Origin of the sequence: Fortiea sp. LEGE XX443, assembly GCF_015206815.1 — a bacterium.
Lineage (GTDB): Bacteria > Cyanobacteriota > Cyanobacteriia > Cyanobacteriales > Nostocaceae > Nostoc_B.
Window position 1 is genome coordinate 26,616 of the sequence record NZ_JADEXZ010000049.1, and the last position, 19,369, is coordinate 45,984.

A 19,369-nucleotide genomic window follows, 5' to 3' on the forward strand; every position below is an offset into this window, starting at 1 on the left:
AATTATGAATTTATCAGTTAATCGACTACTGAAATGGCTAATTTTAACGCTGTTATTTCCGCTAGTGTTTCTCAATGTATGGTTATTATTGCGATTTTTTCAATATTTTCAACCTTTAGTAACGATTCTTGTCTTAGCATCTATATTTGCTTTTATTTTAAACTACCCTGTTTCATTACTAGAACGACAGGGAGTTAAACGCAACTATGGAGTAACACTAGTTTTTATCTTGGCTACTTTTATTCTGGTAACTTTAGGAATTACATTATTACCCATAGTTTCTGAGCAATTTAACGAAATGGTTAAATTACTTCCTCAATGGATTGATTCTAGTGAAGCAAAATTGCAGGGTTTAAATGATTGGGCTTTTAGCCAGAGTACCCGAATAGACTTTAGTCAAATTTTTAGCAAAATTACTGATAAGGTTCCTGATGAATTAGAGTATCTTTCAGATAAACTTTTAAGCATTATTATAGACACGATTGATAGTGTTTCTGGAGCATTAATTACAGTAGTGTTGAGTTTTTATTTGTTGTTAGATGGGCCACGACTGTGGCAAGGAATATTTAAGAAGTTGCCTTGGAGTTTTGCTCAACAGGTAAGTGAGTCTATCCAGCAAAACTTTCAAAACTACTTGATTGGTCAGGGGACGTTGGCTTTACTTATGGGACTTACCCAAACATTAATGTTTTTATTGTTTCAAGTTCAATTTGGGTTGCTTTTTGGTTTGGGAGTGGGAATTTTGAGCTTAATTCCCTTTGGAGATGTTTTCAGTCTGATTGTGATCACGTTAATCGTAGCCACACATGACTTTTGGTTAGCAGTAAAAGTGCTGGCAGTAGCTATTATTATTGATCAGTTAATTGACCAAGCGATCGCTCCCCGGCTATTGGGACGCTTCACAGGGCTGAGACCAATTTGGGTGTTAGTTTCTTTATTAGTAGGAACTTACGTTGCTGGGGTGTTGGGGTTAATCATAGCCGTACCCGTGGCTGGTTTTATTAAAGATGTTGCAGATGCTTTTGATTTATCTACTGATTCCAATAATGCGGTTGTAGGTGAAGATGCAGAGATGTTACCGAAATCTACATCTGCATAAGTTAATAATCTTAAATACCTTTAAATCCCATTTCTGCTTCTACTTGTTGTACTTGTGTAGAGTTCACTCCATCAGGAGCCGTGGGGCGATGAGTTTGACGCATAACTCCAACTTGACTGATTAATATCCCAATAATAATTAAACTACCACCTATATATTGAGGCAGAGTCGGAACTTCATCTAGGATGAAATACGCTGCTAATACACCTGCAATGGGAGTAAAAGAGCCAATTAAGTAAGCTACAGATACCTTAGAAGTTCTCAAACCCTTAAACCAGAATGACTGACCTAGAACTACAATGACTGCGCTGTATAGCAACATCCACCGCCACAAAAAAGGCGAAAATACTTCCACAAAGTGATGGCTACCATACAAAAACATAGCCAGAAAGAAAAATACTACAGTCCCCACCGCAGTCCGAAAGACAGTGAAGATTCCTAGAGGGATAGAGGAGAGATATTTTTTACCAATAACTGTCGCTACTGCTGTTGCTACGGATGCCAGAGCAGTAACAATTTCACCTGTACCCAAATTAAAACCTGGCATATTCATTGTGGCTTGCCCAGGAGGCTGGAGTAAGACAGTGAGAGCAACACCCAAAAAAGCGGCGATCGCTCCCATAATTTCCCAAGGATTTACTCTCTCCCCTAATAACCAGATTGATAAAGCTAAAGCCAGTGGTGGTTCTAATCTGCCAACTAAAATCACGTTGCTGACATTAGTTATTGCTAGTGCTTGAAAAATCAAGCCAGGAGCCAACGCCCCTGATAAAATGGCTACTACTGTCAAAACCAGCCATTTATTCACCGATATCTGATTCAGCGTTGTTTTGTTCCACTGTCGCTTATATATGATGATTAGAAATATCAAGGCACAGATGTTGCCCACGAACAGAACATTACACAGAGAAATCGGGTTTCTGCCATTTATTAAGTTTTGCGAACCAATTTCTGTCAATTTGCGGGTAACTGCCCCGGATGCTCCAAAAATGACAATTGCGAGCCAGAGATAGGCTTGATTGGGAATTTTTTCAATAAAACGATGCCATTCTCTCAGACTGGTCACAACAATACCACTTGCAGTTGCAATAGAAGTCATGTCAACAATACTAAAAATCTTTGCTTAAGTCTAGTTATAAAAATCCGGAAACATTCTTAAAACCCCTAGGATTTCTTTACACCACAATTACCTGAGAAAATGCTGAGTTTAAACTGAATCTCCTCAAGGAATAAATTCAGACAATTTATGGCTAAGTTTCAGATGAGCTTCAGTAGGATCTGAGATGCTCTGAATAGCTACAAAGCTCAAACATAAGGAATTAACCCATGAAATTCGCCCCTTCATTACTCACAGGTGTTGCTATAGCTGGTTTGTTGACAGTTGGAAATATTTCATTTCAAGCTGTAAAACCTTCCATTTCACTACTTTCAGCTTCAGCTGCTGATCCTTCCGGTTTGTCTACTCAACAAAAAATTGACTTGGTTACCAAGAGTAAGGGTGTATTCGGTGGTGGTGATCAGCTGCGTCGTTTCTTCTTTGGCGACCTACAACCCATCGGAATTCAACCCGGTGGTGCAGGTACTGTTGTTAACCTTTACAACAAAGCCACCGATTACACATTTTCTTACTGTTCTACTTTTGATGTAGTTGTAGCCTTGAAAAAAGGTAAGGTAGAGAAATTTCCTGCTAATGAAGTTAAGTAATTTTGCGTAATAATTAAGTAATATAAATGTATTTTAGGGTAGCTAACAGTGAGACTTGTTGCTACCCTAATCTTTTTTATATACAACGGAGAAGGGGAGATTCGAACTCCCGGAACCTTTCGGTTCATCCGATTTCAAGTCGGACGCAATCGACCACTCTGCCACCTCTCCAGTAAAACCGTCGAGCTACTGCTAACCGCATATTTGTGGGTTAGCAAAAAAGCTGACAGATAATACTATATCTTACATCTTGGCAGGTTGCACTACCGGAGGTAAATGTCTACAACGCACTGGGTGAATGCTCATATAGAATTGACTCAGATGCTACTCGTAAATCTTTGTCCACCCAAACTAAGGCAGCTTGTGTCACTACACCCGCTTCTAAGTTGACAATGGAGAAATTGCGCTGCTTCTGTCCGGCATTTTCCACAATCCTGGGGACACTGGCAGCATTTAAATAGATTGTCCCTTCTGGACTTCTAAACACTGATTTTCGTAACACTTTCTTAGTGTGACGCAGAGTGTGGTGCATGTGTCCAAAAGTCACGAGGGGAATAACCTTACCAGATGTGACAGTCTGAGAAATCGCTTCGGCAAAATCAGGATCACCAAAGTCGCCGCCTGGGGGATGCCAATCTTTACCACAGGGGTCTTCTGGGCGATCGCCTAATCCACTCGGCCCGTTGTGACCGAGAAAAATAATTGCATCACCAGCTGCACTTTTGACCGCAGCCATAATTTTAGCGGCTGATTCTTCTAGAGTTGTGACACCGTAACGTTCTTTGCAGATGTCCGCAAATTTCCATTCTGGGCCACCCCAACTAAAAGGACGACCCCCAACGACAGTTAAATTCCAATCTGGAAAATCCAGCTTGCTGTAACCAACATGGGCTGAACCCAATAAATCAAGTTGTTCTTGTACCCAGTCTTCTTTAGAGCGATCGTAGGGACATTTTTTTCGTCCCCATTCTGTAGCAGTGTACCAAGCATCGTGGTTGCCCATGACTGCTGCTTTGGGGATATCGAGGGAAGCGATCGCTCTCACCACTTCTACCGATTCATTGCCAAAATCTCCCACAAATAGCACCAGATCAACACCCAAATGCTTGAGTGCAATGGTATCTTCCACTTCCCATTGGTCGTGAATATCTCCAACTACAGCAATTTTGAGAGTTTTTGATTGAATTTTCTGACTGGTCATGCCGCTTTCCTTGCTGTCTATCTCCAGCATATGAAACTCAGCTAAATTTGGACATAAGTAGTCGGACACAATAAAATTCATGGGTGGAGATAGGTCACAGGTTAAAGGCTTCCGCCGTGAGCGTCAGCCGAACGGTTACAGGTTACAGTCAAAAATTTGTGTAATTCATTCTGTTTTATACTTATGTAGTAACAGTTAAAGGTTTAGGCGATCGCACCTAAACTAATTGCGATCGGATTATGTAAACTTAAGCCTTGCAACATACTAAGATATTCAACTTCTGTTTTAGCAATTATGGCAGTAAGGGTTAAATAACCAATTATTTAGTGTTGCCTAGTATATGTATTATGAGTATTAACTACTATCTTCTGCGTTGATTAAGGCGTTTATTTAGGAATATCCACCCTATCGACTTAATTCTGAATTCATAATTATTAAATTCTTCATTCGTTAGTAAATTGAGCGAGAAAACCGTACTGAATTAGGGCGCAATTTCTACCTGATAGATATATGTTTGGGTAGATACAATGCAAGTAAGGCTTAAGTAATGCTGTTATTTAGAAAAGCTTAAAAAAATCAATACAGCATTAAATAGGAGAACATAAATATGGGAAATCAATTTAAAACAGTTGCTTTACTGGCTGCACTCAGTGGTTTACTAATTGCCATAAGTTACTGGGTGATTGGCGGTACTAGCGGCTTAATTATAGGTATTGGGTTAGCAGCAGTCACAAACTTATTTTCCTGGTATCAATCAGATAAGATTGCCCTAGCAGTATACCGCGCCCAGCCAGTGAGTCAAGCTGAAGCACCAGGACTCTATCGCATGGTGGAGAAATTATCCGCGCGTGCTAACATCCCCATGCCGGGAGTTTACATTGTTCCTAGCCAAACAGCTAACGCTTTTGCAACAGGACGCGATCCAGAACACGCGGCTGTTGCTGTTACTGAAGGTATTTTGAATATTCTGCCAGAAGATGAACTAGAAGGCGTAATTGCTCACGAACTGACTCACATTATTAATCGTGATACTTTAACTCAAGCCGTAGCTGCTACCGTTGCTGGTGCAATTTCCTTTTTGGCACAAATGCTGAGTTACAGCTTGTGGTTTGGCGGTGGTTCACGCGATAACAATAGAGGTGGTAATCCGTTAGGAATTCTGTTAACTGTTGTGCTTGCCCCCATAGCTGCCACCATCATACAATTAGCCATCTCCCGCACACGGGAATTTTCCGCCGATGCTGGTTCTGCAAGATTAACTGGTAATCCCCGTGCATTAGCCCGCGCCCTCCAAAGATTAGAAGCTACAGCACGACAATTACCTTTAGATGCAAATCCGGCTTTTGAACCGTTATTAATTATCAACCCCATCTCTGGAAAGTTTTTGGGTAACTTGTTTTCTAGTCACCCTGCTACAGAAGCGCGAGTTGAACAATTGCTGAAATTGGAACAACAATCGTCAACAAAATCATATTAATTGTCCAGAGTCAATAGTCAGAAATTTTCATTAATAACTAAAGGAGTTTTTAACTATGACTGGTAACAATTTTGAATCTTTTGAATCTACCGTAGTTGTAGAAATTAGTTCTCGAACTAACGAAATGGTAGAAGCCGAAATGGCTGGTGAAACTGACGAAGTGAAGAACGAAACCAAAGCGTTAATTGAAGCACTCAAAAGACGCGCCCAAGCTGAAGCAGAATCAGCCGGAACCCTCACCCGCGAAACTTATTTAAATGCTGTACGCCAAGCACGGGAAGCAATTGAAGGTGAAAAACTCATTGAACGCGATCGCCTAGAACATGCTTGGGCTGTCATCCAAGAAGAAGCTGATAAAAACTGGCACTTACTTTGGAAAGAATTCTCTGATTTTGGCGATCGCATCCATTGTGCAGCCAAGGCCGCCTGGGAAGCCTTCAACGCTCCTCGTAATCATTAATTCACATGTTTATTTAATCAAGTCTTGTGGGGTAGGCAAACTTCGACAAGCTCAGTACAAGTCTTGCCTGCCCATTTTTTTAACCCAAACCGAAAAGCTTAGAAATCAACGGCAACAGTTTACTACCTGCCTCAACCAGTGTAGCTGTAGTGGGTAAACTAGCGATCGTTCCTTTTAAAATTTTCACCGCCGTTTTCGCAGCCTTTTGCATCGCCCCCTCTTGAGGATTTTTACCCGCTTCAGCTAAAGCTTGTACCTGTTCTAAAGCTTCAGCTTTATCTTCGTCAGTTAAATCTTTTTCAGCATCTATCGCTGCTTTTAACTGCTCTAATAATTCTCTGATTCCTGGTTTGTCAGGTTCAGGTGAAGGTGGTAACTGGTTAATAGTATTTGTCACCGTACCGCTAATTTCACCTAAATTAATTGTGCCGCTATTATTAAAATCTCCAGCGATATTGCCAATATTAAAATTCCGGCTAGAATCATTACCATTAGGCATATTTTTATTCTCTACTTTATTATCAACTTGAACATTAACTGGCTTATTGGCTAACAAGCCAATGATTTCTTTCATATCTGCACTTTGTTGGCGATAGATAACTATCTCATTATCTTTAGCTTGCAATTGCGCTTTATATTTTTCTTCTACAGCTTGCAATGCTATTTGATAATTTTGCATGAAATCACTATGAATCTTTTCTTTATCAGCGCTATCAGGCACGTTAACTTTCACGACAACTACACCGTCACCTTTATTAGCAATACTCTGAATAGATAAATCTGTGTCTTCGTTGTCTTCTTGTACTTTTTTGAATGTAGCAACAAAAGCTTTCCAGTCTATACCGTTGCGAAAAATTAAATCTACAGTATTTAAAACTTCTTCAAATAATTTAGTAAATTCTCCTGGTTGAAAATCGCCACTACTAGGACGGCGTTCTCTATCATCGGTTTGAGGCTTAGAATTTTCTAAAAGATAGATAAAGCGGCAATCAACATTATCTAATTTAGTTGTACTTTCAATATTCCATGCCTCTACACAAGCACCAGTCATTTGAGCGCTAGTAAAACTAGTACCCACAGCTTGAGCTAGAGTTAAATTTGACCACTCTAAACAAGCTCCTTGAAAGGTCGCTTCAGTGATATCAGCATATTTAAAATTAGCCTCTTTCAGGTCAGCACCCATGAGATTTGCACCTTTTAGGTTAGCGCCAAGATATGATTTGCCTCTACCATTGCAGCTGACAAGCAAATTGAGAATATCTCGGTTAATCAGTATAGTGTCAGCTAATCTGGCAAAGTCAAGTTTTTTGGCTTCATAAAAACGAGTGCGTGTAAGGTTAGCTTTTCTGAAATCTGTATTTTTGAGAATTGCACCTGTAAATTCAGCATCAGTTAAATCAGCACCACGAAAGCTAGTTCCACCTGTGGCCGCAAAGGCAATGATGAATGAGCCTAGCCAAGAATCTTTTCCATTTTTTCTGGCTAGACTACGCCAGCCAATGTAAGTGCTAAACAATGTAAAAACAACAACTTCAACTACAGTTTTAGCTAAGTCTAGGGCAAAAAAGCTGAAGATCATGACCATAATGTTGATGTCTATGACTAACCCTTCAGCTTTAGCTAAAGCTACGAGATTAGCTAGGTCTCTAACTCCGGCGAGGATTCCAGCTATAGCTACGATTCCGGCTAAGGCTCTAAATTCGGCTAAAGCTCCGGTTAAGGCTCCAGCGAAGGCTAGAAATAAGGCTGCAACCCCAGCGAAGGTTAAAGCTCCACAAAAGGTTGCAATGGTGTTAAAGGCTGTGGTTTTGGTTAAGAATGAAACCATAGCTTGAATGTATTCGCTAAATCCGGCTTCGGCTTTAAAAACTAAGCTTCCAGCTCCGACAGCTAAGATTATTACTAATATTAGTAAGCTAAAAGCTAGGGCTATTGCTCCTAAAGCTGCTGTTAAACTTTTACGAATGGTAATAATACAAAACAAAAGCACTCCTATTGAGAAGGCTATCCCTAAGATGAAGTCTTCAGTAACTTTGTTTGCTGAAATGGATGGTACCGATATGCCCAAGAAATCCGACCAAAATCCATATATTCCCGACAAAAGCCATGAGATTATATGCAACCCAATTGTCCAATGTTGCTGTAGTCCAGCTTTAGCACCTGTAAAATCAGCTTCTTTAAGAATTGCATTGGTAAAGTTTGCACCTCTAATATCTGCCTTGCTGAAGTTTGCTCCAGTCAAATTTTGACCTTTAAAAGAGCGCCCACGAAGATTTTGACCGGAGTAGTCTGGCGGCATAGTTGCGTTACTAAGGATTAATACTGAGATTTTATACAATTTTGCTGTGTAATATTCCGAATTTTCTCAAGATTTGGTTAAATTTATTTGTCATCACTGTAAGATGTGTGATAGGGCTACTTTTATTCTTTCTAACGCTCAGGCCTTGCCGTTACCTTAAAATACCTGACTACAAAACTAAATAATTTACTAAACATGAATCAATTAGGTATTGAGTTAGGTCGAGGGGGAGATAATACTCCCCCTCGACCTAACTCAATACGGTTCCATTTTGTCTAAAGCAACCAAACTTTGATGTATGAAAGCAGGTGATTTGGGCTTTAACTGGGATAGTTGTACTTGCTGCCAATCATAGAGTTAATAAACTTGCACTCAAGGAAAATAAATGAGATAAATTAAACATCGAAAATTCCTCTTTATTATATTTTTATTGCAACAGAATACTTAAAAAGTATATCCCCTATAGGTCTTAAATATTTTTAATTACAGGTCAATCGCTAGAAAGAGGAAATAATGCTATCAATTTTTAGGATAAGAAGTGTGTAGAATTCAATAGAATAACATGGCTCTTTATCAGTTAGAAGAGTTCGCTGCCGACTATCAAAATGATGAGTTTAGTAACTACAACATCTATGATTTTGATGTTTATTCAGACATAGATGATGATAAAATCGGCAGTGTCAAACACATCTTAGTAGATGATTCTGGTCGTTTTCGTTATTTAGTGGTTGATACTGGTTTTTGGATTTTTGGCAAGAAAGTATTGCTACCAATTGGACGTTCTCAAATCAACTATTCCTCTCGACGTGTTTATGCTAAAGGGTTGACGCGAGAACAGGTAGAAAACTTACCTGATTTTGATGCGCTAGAACGGGTTGATTATGATTATGAAGAACGGGTACGTGGAGTATATCGCACTCCGATGACAAACACTGCTGTAGATACATCAGCTGCTCGTGGCGATCGCACCCGTAATATCAATTACGATCACAATACCTACAGCTACGAACATGAGCCAGATTTGTATGGTACAACCCAGCCAGATCATCAAAATCTCAAGCTTTACGAAGAACGGTTAGTGGCGAATAAATCTCGCATCAAGACAGGTGAGGTGGCTGTTGGTAAACATGTCGAAACCGAGACGGCGCAAGTCGCAGTCCCAATTGAAAAAGAACAAGTAGTGATTGAACGTACTACTCCAGCAGATGCTGGTAGAACAGTTGCACCAGGTGAAGCAGATTTCCGCAATCAGGAAGTAACCCGTATGGATGTTTATGAGGAAACGCCTGATATTCGTAAAGAAGCAGTACTGCGTGAAGAAGTCAAAGTCAAAAAGGTTGTTGATAGAGATACAGTCGAGGCTCAAGAAACTCTTCGCCGTGAAGAATTAGACATCGATCAAGATGATCCAAATATTCGAGAAAAAAGACGTTAGGCTAATTCGTAATTCGTAATTACGAAAGTCTCACAGCAAGTGAGTATAGGCCAAGTAAAAAGGGGTTGTCTAATTTAAGAATAGACAATCCCTTTATGTTATTGTTTTGATTCTGGCTCATAGCGATCGCAGTGTAAACAACAAAAAACCCGCCAAGGCGGGGTTTTCCATACAACAAAACTATTAACAACCAACTCTTGCTTGAGCAGCGTTAACCGATGTATCTCATTTCTGCTTCTAGTTGATGAATCAACTTTTCATTGCCTTGAGCTTGAGCTACTTCCAAGCGATGTTCCAGGCTTTTTCTCAGGTTCTGTCTGTGTACTTCTTTTGCTTGTCTCATATCTTGTAGTCTATTTTGGCTCATAGTAATTACCTCTTTATGCTTTTTTATGTCTAATAATCCTAACATAACACAAATTTTGTAGCTGTTGCTACAGAAAAATATGTCTCAACATATGTTTATAAATAGCTTATGGTAGAGAGTCAAACAACGCAGCGATCGCTCCTGACTTTACTTAGCGATTTTGGCGATCGCGATGTTTATGTCGGGGTAATGAAAGGTATAATTGCCAAAATAAACCCCATGCTCAGGGTTGTAGACTTGACGCACCAAATTCCACCACAAAATATTGCGGCGGCGCGGTTTTGTTTGATAAATGCTTATCCTTACTTTCCAGATGGAACTGTCCATGTGGCAGTGGTAGATCCAGGTGTGGGTAGTAAACGACGGGCGATCGCAGTAGAATTCGCAGATGGGTTTCTAGTAGGCCCGGATAATGGTATATTTAGCGGCGTGTTAAATCAAACTCCTGCAATAACAGCCGTTGAACTAACAAACTCTGCTTACTGGCTAACTCCCCACCCCAGCAGCACTTTCCACGGGAGAGATATATTTGCATCAGTGGGAGCTAATCTTGCAAGTGGTGTTTCCGTCAAACAACTAGGCACAGAAATCAATCCAGCTTCTTTGCTACAACTAGATATCGGTAACTACAAAGAAACAACCACTGGTATACTAGGCTGCATTCAATATATAGACCACTTTGGCAACTTAATTAGCAACATTCCAGGGAATTATGTACAGAACCAAACTTGGTGTGTGCAAGCTGCTGGGTTGACTATACCGGGGTGCAAAACTTATAGTGATGTCAAACTGGGAGAAGCGATCGCCTTAGTAGGTAGTCATGGCTGGGTAGAAATTGCCATCAACGGAGGTAACGCACATTTACAGTTACAGATAAACTGGCAAGATGCTTTAGAAGTCATTATGTTATTAGACTAGAAACTGAGATTACTACTCACTCATCACTGTTTTTTTTATGGCTACACAAACGATATCTCCATCAGAAGTTTATCAAGGCCAGTTTGGGGAATTTACCATTGATCAGAGCGATCGCACTGGCGTAATTATCTATCGCACCGGTTTAATGGTAGCGGCACTCAGCTTTGCAATCGGTAGTGCTTTGGTGTTGTTCAACAATAACCCTACCACCATCCAAGCAATTACCCCTTTGTATAGTTGTTTCAGCCTAGCTCTCGGTGTTAGTTTACTGACTATCCATATATATATGGCTCCTCTGCACCGAACTTTACAGCTTTTCTGGCTGATTGGTAGTATTTCCTCGTTTCTTTTCGCTCATTTTGACAGCAAACCTTTTTCTGTGACTGTATACACATACCCACTCACTATTTTAGGAGTAGGTTTTACTTTTGCGGCGTTAACTGGAATTTATTTCAAAGAAGCATTTTGTTTTGATCGTTTAGAAACTAAAGTCTTAACTTTCATTGTTCCCTTGCTTTTATTAGGACATTTGGTAGGGATTTTACCCATGCAAGTAGAACAGATTTTATTAGGAGTTTGGGCAATTTTCTTTTTAGTATTTGCTCTGCGTAAACTCTTCCAAGAAATTCCCGCAGATATTGGTGATAAATCTGTATTTGCTTATATAAAAGCCCAAAGTTCAGCTAAGGTTTAATGCAGCGAAAAAATCAGCACGATCATAAAGTTCCAGAAATTCGGTTAATCAAGCGCCAAGAAATCTGGACACTTACGGCACAGGGATGGGTTATATTTTTAGCGGCTTCGGCTTCTAGCATATTTTTTGTAATTAATAATTTATACCCATTCCTCGCCATAACTTCTCCAATCAAATCAGCCGATGCGTTAGTTATTGATGGCTGGATATCAGATTATGCGTTAGAACAAGCAGCAGCCGAATTTAAAACTGGTTCTTATCGCCAAATATTTACCATAGGAGCAAAAATAGGCCAAGGGTTTTATTTAGCTGAATATAAAAATTTTGCCGAAATTGCTGCTACTACATTATCTAAATTGGGCATACCAAAAGAAAAATTGATTGCTATTTCTACCCCCGATGTAGTTAAGGATAGAACTAATGCTTCTGCTATAGCATTATTGCAGCACATATCAGAAACGAATTTACAAATAGAATCAATTAATGTGTTTACAACTGATGCTCATGCTCGTAGAAGCTGGTTAATATTTAAAAATATATTTGCTCCCAAAATTAAAGTCGGAATTATTTCTGCAAAAACCCAAAACTATGACTGTAAAAAATGGTGGAATTCTAGTGAAGGAGTGCGAGTAGTGATCAGTGAAGCGATCGCATATATTTACGCTAGATTTGTAAATTGGAAATTATAGTGGTAAAAAATATTGCTACAGGCGGTTAAACCCTGAGGAAATTTCTAATTTCTTGAACGATCGCCTCTAAATCTTGGGAGATATCAATATAAATAGCTTCACCCGCGGTAGGGACTTCCAGGGTATCGAACTGGCTTTGTAAAAGATTGGCATTCATGAAATGTCCAAGGCGATCGCGCAATCTTTGCTCAATCAACTCATAACTTCCTTGTAGGTAAACTAGCTTTACCTGTGGATCATTGTTGCAGAGAATCTGGCGATAGCTGGCTTTCAGTGTCGAACAAGCCAGGATAACGTTTTTCTTTTCTTGCAACCATTGAGCGATCGCTGTTTGCAACGACTGTAACCAAGGTTGGCGATCGACATCAGTTAGTGGTTCGCCTCTGTTCATTTTCTCCTTGGCGGTGGTTGAGTGAAACCAGTCTGCATCGCAAAATTCCCACTCTATTGTGGCTGCAAGTGCTTGACCAATCGTGGTTTTACCAGAACCAGCGACTCCCATTAAAATTACAATCATGTAGACAGTATATCTTTGTGAAGCCGTTTGTATACTATGAGAAATATATTGGAACTTAAAAGCATATAGGACTTACGCATTGACGAGGTGGTAAAATAGTCCATTGAAAAAAGATGTCGTATACTTTCAAGGTATCGGACAATTAGAGAAATCAGCCAACCCTCGACAGCACAATCTAATTTAGAGTACTATTGAAGGCTTTCTATATTTTATTTTTTGGAAATAATTTATTCTTTGGATAGCTCAATTTTCAAATCTCTCTATTTGTTCTACCAAAAGGTCTATTTCTGACTCTAAAGTAAAGTAATGAACGGTGGCGCGGATACAGTCGGGGTTCGCAATGGTGCGTGTGAATATTCTCTGTGATTCCAAAAACTGGACTAATTTAACACTGGCTTGGGGATGATGCTGGGTAAATTGAAAGGAGACTAAGCCGCTTTCGGGTGGGGAAGTGCATAAACATTTAATTTGAGGTAACGCTGATAGCTTGCGCCAGAGATATTCGCTATTGTGGCAAATTTGCTGGTAGCGTTCCTCAGCTGTACCCCATTGTTGATGAAGTGCGATCGCTTCTACTAACCCAGCATAAAATGAATATGCTGATGTTCCCACCTCATATCTCCGTCCATCGGGACACCAATCTATCGGCTGGCCTTGACTATCTTTAATCACGCTACGCCAACCCACAAATGTCGGCGCAATTTTTTCTAGTGCTTCTGGTCGGACATACAAACCACCTACACCAGCAGGGCCACACCACCATTTGTGTCCGGTAAAAGCATAAAAATCCACACCCAATTCGCTTAAGTTTAAAGGCAATAAACCCACAGACTGGGCAGCATCGACTAATATTAAGGAATTGTTTTTTCTACATACTTCTATAATTTTGTCAAGGGGCAAAACTTGACCAGTATTCCATAAGACATGGCTGAGGATGACTAAGCGGGTATTGGGGCGTAAATTTTCGGAAACAACCGCCACGGGGTCGCCTTCATTTAAAGTTGCCATTAAAGGACAAGTGGTAACTTCTACATGAAATCGCCGCCCAATTTCTTTCGCTGCGGCGATAACCCCTTGGTGTTCGCAGTCGGAAAGCAGCAGATGGTCGCCAGAATGCCAATCAATACCCCACAAGGGAATATTACAGCCGATTGTGACATTCTCGGTCAAGGTGATAGTTTCTGGAGGTGCGTTTAACTCCGAAGCGATCGCTTGTTTGATAATTTGAGTATGCGAACCTATCCAACGACCAACTTCATTGCCAAAGGGGCCTAGGTGCTGAATATGAGTTTCTGCTTCGATGATGGCATTTATTGCCTTTTTGGGTAACGGCCCTTGTCCGCCATAGTTAAAATAAATCTTATTCATTAAAGCTGGAAATTCTTCCCGATAGTGATGCAACTCTGTTTGTGTAGCAGAAATACTGGTCATAAATAATGCCAAATGTCAATCTTGTTACGGTTTTAGTCTCTTATTTTCCCATCTATGAGAGAGTGTAATTGAAATCAATGAATCCCAGAAAGCCATAATTATTGTTAGTTTAAATGAATGTTGATTAATGCTGAACACCTACTGCAATACCAACGCTGCAAACGCCGACCTGTTTTAGATATTAATGCTGACAAAAGCCAACGAGATGCACCTAATGACTTATTGGCTAAACTGCATCAAGATAAAATTGCCTATCATCGGGGTATTTTGGCAGGGTTTACCTATGAACAACCAAAATATTCACCAGGGAATAGAGAAGCCGTTGAAGCTGAGACTTTAGAATTAATGCAGCGTGGAGTTGAGTATATTTATCATGGAGTGCTGTTAAGCAATTATCAAGATTGGACAGATACAGCCAGTGAAAAATACACTCTCCTCAGCCGTCCAGATTTACTTATCAAACAGCCAGGACAGTCCTGTTTTGGTGATTGGATGTATGTTCCAGCAAGTATGGAACTGGGTAAGCGTCCCAAGCAGGAATATCAAGCTGTCGCTGCATTCCACGCCCAAGTATTAGCAAACGTGCAAGGAGTAACCCCAGACACAGCGTGGTTGTTATTGCGTACCAAAGACAGTGGTTATCCCGTAGATTTAGCGAAATGGACACCACAGATGCTAAAAATTCTGGAAGAGTTCATTCAAGCGTTGCAAGTATCAGATGCACCAGAGATGTTTATTTCTCGGCAAAAGTGTAATCTTTGTCACTGGCATAGTCAATGTTACGCGATCGCGCAATCACAAAACCATCTCTCATTATTACCAGGAGTCACACCAGTCCGCTACGCCCAACTCCAAGCCCTTTCTTTAACAACACTCGAATCTCTCGCTAACACAAGTCCCACTACTCTGGAAGATTTACCTGGTTTTGACAGCATAGTAGCAACCAAGTTAGTTATCCAAGCCCAATCTGTCATCGAAAAACGTCCCTTGATTTTACCAACTTCTCTACCAAAAGCAGAAATTACATTTACGGCTCCTGTAGAACTGTATTTTGATATTGAAGCCCAGCCAGATTTAGATTTAGATTATCTTTTAGGCGTTTTAGTTGTTGATAGGCAAAAAAATACACAACAGTTCTATTCTTTTTTAGCCGAAACACCAGCGGATGAAGAATTAGTTTGGCAGCAATTTCTCGATTTAGTTTGGCAATATCCCAACGCGCCAATTTATCATTTTTGTGTTTACGAATTTGATACAGTCAAACGATTAGCTAAGTTATACCGCACTCCTTATTCTTTAGTAAATCCCGTTCTAAATAGGTTTGTAGATATCTATGAACAATTAATCCAAAGCGTCACCTTACCCGTAGAAAGTTACGCCCTCAAAGTTATTGCGCGATGGTTGGGGTTTGAGTGGCGCGACAAAGAAGCTAGTGGTGCTAAGTGTATTTACTGGTATGATAAATGGTTAGAGACAGGCGATCGCAGTTTCTTAGAAATTATCCAACGCTATAACGAAGATGACTGTCACGCAACACGCAGCGTGAAAGACTGGCTGACGAATTTTTTTCAAAATGAATACAGCATAATTCAGGAGTCAGAAGCTAGTTTGTAAATTTTGTTGATGTATAATTTTTACACTTTGTTAGGACTTATACCAATTTAAAAAAAGAATGCGACAGATGCGTAGGTTGGGTAGTAGCTTGCTTCCCGCAGGGTACGAAGTGAAACCCAACATCTACAAGGTTTTAAGGCGTTGGGTTTCGTCCCTCAACCCAACCTACATCTGTAGCGAGCATTCTTCAAATTGGTATTAGTATCGCTTACAGAAATTTGACTTTAAGCAAAATCAACATCTTTAACTTGTAATTCAATCCTTTATTTAACCGTAACCTTTTACCATAAAGCAATTTAATTAAAAACGGAAAAATTCCGTATAATATCCAATAGGTGGCGTAAAACTGACGGTTACAACGAAAGGGCAATTGTTGAAACAAGTAAGATCGCCTGGTCTTGTAGGGTGCGTGACATTTCATCTACTAAAGAACTAAATGTGTTGAGTACACTTCACTTAAGTCATTAGAAATTGTTCAAATCTAATTATTGCTATTTCCAATAACACACATACAACTAATCAATATTAAATTTTCTTTAAAATTTAAGTTAAACATACACTATGAAGTGTACTATTATCTAGTAAAAATTTATTAGATATAGTTAAAATTAGGAACTCCTTATATTATTTAAAATTAAATGGCTAAAGAGTATATAGATTAACGACTTAGTACTCCTTAATAATGAGAAACTAGCTTTTGTTGATTGCCATTAGTATGAATTGATGAAAAGCATGGAAAAGCGAATTTTTAACGAAAAATTTAATATTTTATTACAAATAAAAAAATATTTTTTGGCAGTAAAATATACAATATTAAATAAAAACTGCATAGTTCATCAGGAATGCTTTAGGTCAGTAACCTACTCTCAACACAATAATCAACTACAGATAAAATGTTGTGGGTAATGAAGTTTTCCTCATTTACAGAAGTTTTCTAGAGGACTTGTCATACCAATTCACGAAAATCTTGATACAAATTAATGGTTTTTAATTCTTTCTCCCTGCTCCCTGCCCCCTGCCCCCCTGCGGCCTACTTGTATCAAACTTAAAGTGAAACGGTATCAAAGGTAGATTGATTGGTATCGAGATGAAGGCAGAATTTTCCTACTTGTCAGCATGGAAAGTAGCAATTTTGCAAAAAAGTTGGCTCTCTATAAGTAGCCAACTATACTATAGTTAGCGATCGCTCCCAGCTTGATTACTCATACCGTAACCTAGGCTATATAAGGAAAACCAAAATATTAACTTCTGTGAAACTGAATTAAATTTTCTGGATTATCGGAAAATATTTGGGGATCTAATTTTTAAAAGAAAGTGTGCTATAAATTACCGTCAGAACTATCCATAATGGTTCGACCCTTGAAGGAGCTATGAAGTGGAACAAAATAAATCGTTACTGTGGCCGCAAGGTATATTAATTGCTTTGCTTGCCTTGGGTGCTACATTAAGCGTGGCTGTAATGATGCTTCTTAGGCCAAACGCGTCGGAAGCTCAAAGCAATCAAAATATAGATATAAACAATAATTTAGTTGCTAAAGTTGGTACTCAAAAGCGGATTGAGGGGCTAAAGGCGACAATGCTCACAAGCTGGCAACAAGAAGCACAAGCTAAAGGTCTTGGTTATACTTTAGCTAAACGCTTTCAAGGAGCCACAATTAAAGAAGCTAAACTAAGTCAAGCTCAAAAAGTAATTGCTCTTACCTTTGATGATGGCCCTTGGCCTGAAAGTACTGCTCAAGTATTGGATATTCTCAAACAAAATAATATCAAAGCAACATTTTTTGTCGTTGGGCAGAACGTCAAGAATTTTCCAGAGTTACTCAAGCGGGTAGGTGCTGAAGGCCACGTAATCGGGAATCATACTTGGCATCACTGGTATCATGTCATGAATCAACAAGCAGCCGCCTATGAAATTGACCATACAACAGAAATAATTTATCAGACTACAGGTATAAAAACAAATTTGTTTCGACCACCTGGAGGTATTATGCACAATGGAGTAGCTGCCCATGCCAGAAATACCAAGTATGCCATTGTTATGTGGTCATCTGACTCTGTAGACTATTCCCTACCTGCTGTGCCGAAGTTAATTGATAATGTCTTTCGACAGGCTAAACCTGGTGGTATTGTACTAATGCACGATGGCGGTGGAAATCGCTCTCGAACTGTACAAGCTTTACCAGAAATTATTAATAGATTTCGTAAGCAGGGATACCGTTTTGTGACTATTCCAGAACTTTTAGAGATGGAAGATAAAGAGCAAACTGTAATTGCCAATAAAAAGTAATGTAGCACTTCTATCTATTTGATTTATGAACCTACTCCTAGAGGTAGGGAATAGGTAATACATTTATTTACTATTAATTTAGGATTGCTATAAATACTTTCTTTGCAGAATGCGATCGCACTTGTCCAAATTTATCATTGATTGACTGCTGTTACTATACCTGACAAGTGCGATCGCTAAAATTATACTTTACTTGTAAATCCCTGATAATTATCTTTCTACCGCTTTAATTGCTCTCGCCATTCATCTAAACTGATATATTTATTTTCAATCACATCGAGGACTTCAATTATACCACTGGTACTGAAGACACGAAACCAATAAATTGTAGAATCATGGTTTGGTTGGTTTTCAAATATGCGAACTGTATAGTAAGGTTCATGGGGACTAGGAGAACCATCAACTACTGCGCCCACTTTGATAGTACCTTTAGAAAGCCTTTCAATTTCCCTGGCTTTGCGTCGTACTAATGGCAACTTCCAGACTAAATTTAGGGCTGTTTTTTCATCAATTTCTCTGGTAACTTCAGCAACTTCCACAATATTGACTGTATTTAACTCAGATAATGTTTGTGATTCATGATTAGAATTTTGAGAAAAAGCTAATTGGCATCCCACACCCATCAATAAAGAAGCTATCATCGGGAACCAAATGAATCTTTTCATGGAATAATTCTTGAGTATTATGGTTTTATCTCATTTCATGTTATCCATACACTAGGATAACAGTCTCTACCTGATCATTGATGTGATTAACCATTTCTTCTTATTGCTCTTAATAATTCGGGGATCTTGTTGTTTACGAGTAATTATTGACTGTAATATGATTAATTTAAGGGAATTTTCGCCTTTTGAAATACCTGCTCAACTGTAAATTCCAGCCCTGGAAATAGGAAATCTTGAAATATTTCATCTCCCATAAATGTCTGTGGTGCTGCATCTGGGAAAAAAACAGTAATACTTCTAGCTTTACTGTCTACCACCCACACCCGCAACACTTGTGCATCTAAATAATCTTTGGCTTTAGCCATCATTGCGTAAGGATTCAGGTCTAATATTGAGGAAGTAAAGAAGGGCGAAACTGAGAATTATTAGAGTCAGCAATTAGAGCTTGTGCAAAAAAATCAACAACAGACTTACCTTGACGGCGACAAGTCTGCACCACCGTCAATAAATTG

General features: G+C 39.3%; 17 protein-coding genes, 1 tRNA gene and 1 pseudogene. 10 read left to right on the forward strand and 9 right to left on the reverse strand.

Annotation, left to right across the window (positions count from 1 at the left end; all coding sequences use genetic code 11):
* Window positions 1-4: 4 nt before the first annotated feature.
* Window positions 5-1,099, forward strand: a complete 1,095-nt coding sequence (locus tag IQ259_RS17835) for an AI-2E family transporter (RefSeq protein ID WP_193887159.1) — start codon at window positions 5-7, stop codon at window positions 1,097-1,099.
* A gap of 10 nt (window positions 1,100-1,109) precedes the next feature.
* Here IQ259_RS17835 and IQ259_RS17840 read toward each other — a convergent pair whose 3' ends face one another.
* Window positions 1,110-2,198 (reverse strand): DMT family transporter, encoded by a 1,089-nt coding sequence (locus tag IQ259_RS17840; protein ID WP_228014610.1) that lies wholly within the window; start codon window positions 2,196-2,198, stop codon window positions 1,110-1,112.
* Window positions 2,199-2,425: 227 nt separating this feature from the next.
* Here IQ259_RS17840 and IQ259_RS17845 point away from each other — a divergent pair, with 227 nt between their 5' ends.
* Window positions 2,426-2,803 (forward strand): hypothetical protein, encoded by a 378-nt coding sequence (locus IQ259_RS17845; protein WP_193887161.1) that lies wholly within the window; start codon window positions 2,426-2,428, stop codon window positions 2,801-2,803.
* A gap of 86 nt (window positions 2,804-2,889) precedes the next feature.
* Here IQ259_RS17845 and IQ259_RS17850 read toward each other — a convergent pair.
* A tRNA-Ser gene (locus tag IQ259_RS17850) sits at window positions 2,890-2,974 on the reverse strand.
* A gap of 109 nt (window positions 2,975-3,083) precedes the next feature.
* Window positions 3,084-4,004, reverse strand: coding sequence for a TIGR04168 family protein (locus IQ259_RS17855; protein WP_193887162.1), 921 nt, complete (start codon window positions 4,002-4,004; stop codon window positions 3,084-3,086).
* A gap of 607 nt (window positions 4,005-4,611) precedes the next feature.
* Here IQ259_RS17855 and IQ259_RS17860 point away from each other — a divergent pair.
* Window positions 4,612-5,481: a zinc metalloprotease HtpX gene (locus IQ259_RS17860; RefSeq protein ID WP_193887164.1), complete on the forward strand. Its 870-nt coding sequence runs from the start codon at window positions 4,612-4,614 to the stop codon at window positions 5,479-5,481.
* Between the two features lie 55 nt (window positions 5,482-5,536).
* On the forward strand, window positions 5,537-5,941 hold the full coding sequence (locus IQ259_RS17865; RefSeq protein WP_193887166.1) for a hypothetical protein: 405 nt from the start codon (window positions 5,537-5,539) through the stop codon (window positions 5,939-5,941).
* A 79-nt stretch (window positions 5,942-6,020) separates the two neighbouring features.
* Here the strand turns inward: IQ259_RS17865 and IQ259_RS17870 are convergent, their stop codons facing one another.
* Window positions 6,021-8,240: a pentapeptide repeat-containing protein gene (locus IQ259_RS17870; protein ID WP_193887168.1), complete on the reverse strand. Its 2,220-nt coding sequence runs from the start codon at window positions 8,238-8,240 to the stop codon at window positions 6,021-6,023.
* A gap of 562 nt (window positions 8,241-8,802) precedes the next feature.
* Between IQ259_RS17870 and IQ259_RS17875 the strand changes: the two genes are divergently transcribed.
* Window positions 8,803-9,675 (forward strand): DUF2382 domain-containing protein, encoded by an 873-nt coding sequence (locus tag IQ259_RS17875; protein ID WP_193887170.1) that lies wholly within the window; start codon window positions 8,803-8,805, stop codon window positions 9,673-9,675.
* Between the two features lie 211 nt (window positions 9,676-9,886).
* Here IQ259_RS17875 and IQ259_RS17880 read toward each other — a convergent pair whose 3' ends face one another.
* Entirely contained in the window at window positions 9,887-10,042 is a 156-nt protein-coding gene (locus IQ259_RS17880; protein WP_193887172.1) for a hypothetical protein, read from the reverse strand.
* A gap of 108 nt (window positions 10,043-10,150) precedes the next feature.
* Between IQ259_RS17880 and IQ259_RS17885 the strand changes: the two genes are divergently transcribed.
* From IQ259_RS17885 to IQ259_RS17895, 3 genes are read left to right on the forward strand one after another with little or no spacing between them, the layout of a single operon-like run.
* Window positions 10,151-10,960: an S-adenosyl-l-methionine hydroxide adenosyltransferase family protein gene (locus IQ259_RS17885; protein WP_193887174.1), complete on the forward strand. Its 810-nt coding sequence runs from the start codon at window positions 10,151-10,153 to the stop codon at window positions 10,958-10,960.
* Between the two features lie 37 nt (window positions 10,961-10,997).
* Window positions 10,998-11,654 carry a DUF2301 domain-containing membrane protein gene (locus IQ259_RS17890; protein ID WP_193887175.1) on the forward strand — a complete coding sequence of 219 codons (657 nt, stop codon included), beginning with the start codon at window positions 10,998-11,000 and terminating at the stop codon, window positions 11,652-11,654.
* Window positions 11,654-12,343 (forward strand): ElyC/SanA/YdcF family protein, encoded by a 690-nt coding sequence (locus tag IQ259_RS17895; protein ID WP_193887177.1) that lies wholly within the window; start codon window positions 11,654-11,656, stop codon window positions 12,341-12,343. The genes IQ259_RS17890 and IQ259_RS17895 overlap by 1 nt, the downstream gene beginning before the upstream one ends.
* Window positions 12,344-12,368: 25 nt before the next feature.
* Here IQ259_RS17895 and IQ259_RS17900 read toward each other — a convergent pair whose 3' ends face one another.
* The gene (locus IQ259_RS17900; protein ID WP_193887179.1) at window positions 12,369-12,860 is read right to left on the reverse strand and encodes a gluconokinase; all 492 of its coding nucleotides are present in this window, start codon (window positions 12,858-12,860) and stop codon (window positions 12,369-12,371) included.
* A 243-nt stretch (window positions 12,861-13,103) separates the two neighbouring features.
* Entirely contained in the window at window positions 13,104-14,291 is a 1,188-nt protein-coding gene (locus IQ259_RS17905; protein ID WP_193887181.1) for an aminotransferase class V-fold PLP-dependent enzyme, read from the reverse strand.
* A gap of 117 nt (window positions 14,292-14,408) precedes the next feature.
* Here IQ259_RS17905 and IQ259_RS17910 point away from each other — a divergent pair, with 117 nt between their 5' ends.
* Together IQ259_RS17910 and IQ259_RS17915 are read left to right on the forward strand one after the other, a co-directional pair.
* The gene (locus tag IQ259_RS17910; RefSeq protein ID WP_193887183.1) at window positions 14,409-15,905 is read left to right on the forward strand and encodes a TM0106 family RecB-like putative nuclease; all 1,497 of its coding nucleotides are present in this window, start codon (window positions 14,409-14,411) and stop codon (window positions 15,903-15,905) included.
* A 1,375-nt stretch (window positions 15,906-17,280) separates the two neighbouring features.
* The gene (locus IQ259_RS17915; RefSeq protein ID WP_193887185.1) at window positions 17,281-18,192 is read left to right on the forward strand and encodes a polysaccharide deacetylase family protein; all 912 of its coding nucleotides are present in this window, start codon (window positions 17,281-17,283) and stop codon (window positions 18,190-18,192) included.
* A 218-nt stretch (window positions 18,193-18,410) separates the two neighbouring features.
* Here the strand turns inward: IQ259_RS17915 and IQ259_RS17920 are convergent, their stop codons facing one another.
* Window positions 18,411-18,857, reverse strand: coding sequence for a hypothetical protein (locus tag IQ259_RS17920; RefSeq protein WP_193887187.1), 447 nt, complete (start codon window positions 18,855-18,857; stop codon window positions 18,411-18,413).
* 161 nt (window positions 18,858-19,018) lie between these two features.
* Window positions 19,019-19,225: pseudogene (locus tag IQ259_RS17925) on the reverse strand (Uma2 family endonuclease); the annotation flags it as partial.
* Between the last annotated feature and the right edge of the window lie 144 nt (window positions 19,226-19,369).

What these genes read in the sequence shown, in the direction of transcription:
- IQ259_RS17880 (WP_193887172.1), bottom strand. Translation starts at nt 10,042, where the DNA reads ATGAGCCAAAATAGACTACAAGATATGAGACAAGCAAAAGAAGTACAC.
- IQ259_RS17920 (WP_193887187.1), bottom strand. Translation starts at nt 18,857, where the DNA reads ATGAAAAGATTCATTTGGTTCCCGATGATAGCTTCTTTATTGATGGGT.
- IQ259_RS17875 (WP_193887170.1), top strand. Translation starts at nt 8,803, where the DNA reads ATGGCTCTTTATCAGTTAGAAGAGTTCGCTGCCGACTATCAAAATGAT.
- IQ259_RS17870 (WP_193887168.1), bottom strand. Translation starts at nt 8,240, where the DNA reads ATGCCGCCAGACTACTCCGGTCAAAATCTTCGTGGGCGCTCTTTTAAA.
- IQ259_RS17905 (WP_193887181.1), bottom strand. Translation starts at nt 14,291, where the DNA reads ATGACCAGTATTTCTGCTACACAAACAGAGTTGCATCACTATCGGGAA.
- IQ259_RS17895 (WP_193887177.1), top strand. Translation starts at nt 11,654, where the DNA reads ATGCAGCGAAAAAATCAGCACGATCATAAAGTTCCAGAAATTCGGTTA.
- IQ259_RS17900 (WP_193887179.1), bottom strand. Translation starts at nt 12,860, where the DNA reads ATGATTGTAATTTTAATGGGAGTCGCTGGTTCTGGTAAAACCACGATT.
- IQ259_RS17890 (WP_193887175.1), top strand. Translation starts at nt 10,998, where the DNA reads ATGGCTACACAAACGATATCTCCATCAGAAGTTTATCAAGGCCAGTTT.
- IQ259_RS17855 (WP_193887162.1), bottom strand. Translation starts at nt 4,004, where the DNA reads ATGACCAGTCAGAAAATTCAATCAAAAACTCTCAAAATTGCTGTAGTT.
- IQ259_RS17865 (WP_193887166.1), top strand. Translation starts at nt 5,537, where the DNA reads ATGACTGGTAACAATTTTGAATCTTTTGAATCTACCGTAGTTGTAGAA.
- IQ259_RS17910 (WP_193887183.1), top strand. Translation starts at nt 14,409, where the DNA reads ATGTTGATTAATGCTGAACACCTACTGCAATACCAACGCTGCAAACGC.
- IQ259_RS17860 (WP_193887164.1), top strand. Translation starts at nt 4,612, where the DNA reads ATGGGAAATCAATTTAAAACAGTTGCTTTACTGGCTGCACTCAGTGGT.
- IQ259_RS17845 (WP_193887161.1), top strand. Translation starts at nt 2,426, where the DNA reads ATGAAATTCGCCCCTTCATTACTCACAGGTGTTGCTATAGCTGGTTTG.
- IQ259_RS17885 (WP_193887174.1), top strand. Translation starts at nt 10,151, where the DNA reads ATGGTAGAGAGTCAAACAACGCAGCGATCGCTCCTGACTTTACTTAGC.
- IQ259_RS17840 (WP_228014610.1), bottom strand. Translation starts at nt 2,198, where the DNA reads ATGACTTCTATTGCAACTGCAAGTGGTATTGTTGTGACCAGTCTGAGA.
- IQ259_RS17835 (WP_193887159.1), top strand. Translation starts at nt 5, where the DNA reads ATGAATTTATCAGTTAATCGACTACTGAAATGGCTAATTTTAACGCTG.